This window comes from Pantoea sp. NGS-ED-1003, assembly GCF_000738765.1.
GTDB classification, from domain to species: Bacteria; Pseudomonadota; Gammaproteobacteria; order Enterobacterales; family Enterobacteriaceae; genus Pantoea; species Pantoea septica.
The window spans coordinates 1-1481 of record NZ_JPQA01000045.1 but is presented as its reverse complement, the minus strand read 5'-3'; the positions used below and the strand labels follow the sequence as shown (position 1 = coordinate 1481).

General features: G+C 54.3%; 1 protein-coding gene and 1 pseudogene. Both read left to right on the top strand.

The features are described 5' to 3' along the window. Positions 1-23 precede the first annotated feature (23 nt). Positions 24-1328, top strand: coding sequence for a phage portal protein (locus JS46_RS22730; protein WP_033756096.1), 1305 nt, complete (start codon positions 24-26; stop codon positions 1326-1328). 11 nt (positions 1329-1339) lie between these two features. Next, positions 1340-1481 (top strand): annotated as a pseudogene (locus tag JS46_RS24700) (Clp protease ClpP); the annotation flags it as partial.

The following is a 1481-nucleotide window of genomic DNA, read 5'->3' as shown; positions in this document are numbered from 1 at the left end:
GATCCGATCATGGTAGGTATCTGATGAAGGAAAAAAAACGGCCGGGTCGCATTAAGAGCGCGATTGTTAACTGGCTTGGTGAGTCGATTGGACTTAATGACGCCGCGTTCTGGCAGGAGTGGTACGGAACAAGCAGCAGCGGCAAGGTCGTGACAGCAGAGAAAGCGCTGGCGCTGGCCTCGGTCTGGGCTTGTGTGCGCCTGCTAAGTGAGTCAGTTTCAACGCTGCCGATGAAGGTTTATGAAAGAGCAGCTGATGGCTCCCGCAAACTGGCGCTTAATCATCCGGCTTATCAGCTGCTGTGTCGCCGGCCTAACAGCGAAATGACGCCTTCGCGCTTCATGCTGATGGTGGTTGCCAGCATCTGCCTGCGCGGTAATGCATACGTAGAGAAGAAAATGATCGGCGCCAAGCTGGTTTCTCTGGTGCCACTGCTTCCTCAGTCTATGAAGGTTGAGAGGATCGACAGTGGAGAACTGCAGTACACCTACACAGAGAAGGGCGTGCAGCGCATCATTCCGGTTAAAAACATGATGCACATCCGTGGCTTTGGTCTGGATGGCGTCTGCGGGATGATGCCGATGCGAACCGGGCGGGACGTGTTTGGCGCGGCAATGGCGGTAGAAGAATCAGCCGCAAAAATTTTTGAAAACGGTATTCAGACGTCAGGTTTTTTTCTGTCAAAGAACTTGCTGACCAAAGAGCAGCGACAGAAAAACCGCGAAAACCTCAACCGGTTCGTTGGTTCGAAAAACGCCGGCAAGGTGATGGTGCTTGAGGGCGACATGTCCTATCAGGGCATTACTCTGAACCCTGAAGACGCTCAGATGCTGGAATCACGATCGTTCAGCATTGAGGAGATCTGCCGCTGGTTCCGCGTACCGCCGTTTATGGTCGGTCACGTAAACAAGCAGAGCAGCTGGGCATCAAGCGTTGAAGGCATGAATCTGCTGTTCCTGACGAATACGCTTCGCCCGATGCTGGTGAACATTGAACAGGAGATTTCACGATGCCTGCTCAACGGCGATGAAGACTTATTCGCTGAGTTCTCTGTTGAAGGCCTGCTGCGTGCTGACAGTGCCGGGCGTGCGGCCTATTACACCACGGCGCTGCAGAACGGCTGGATGTCCCGTAATGATGTGCGCCGCCTGGAGAACCTGCCTCCGATTGAAGGTGGCGATATTTACACGGTGCAGCTCAACCTTACACCGCTTGAGGATTTGCGCAAAAACAGCCAGGCCGTAAACGCTAAGCTGATGCGCGAAGTTCACGACGCGGTTTTCCCGGACATTCCTATCGAACAATCACCGCTTAAACAGGCGGCTTAGGAGCAACCCCAATGACAGTAAAAAGCCTTCCGGCAGCGCCGGAGGGGCGGCCTTTTGCGCGCGAAAATCGCGACCTGCCGTCCTCTGCAATGGAGCGCTGGAACGGCGGTATCAAAGCCGCAAAGAGTGATGAAAACAGCATTTCCGTGTTCG

Coding starts and splice junctions, on each gene's coding strand:
- JS46_RS22730 (WP_033756096.1), top strand. CDS start 24: ATGAAGGAAAAAAAACGGCCGGGTCGCATTAAGAGCGCGATTGTTAAC.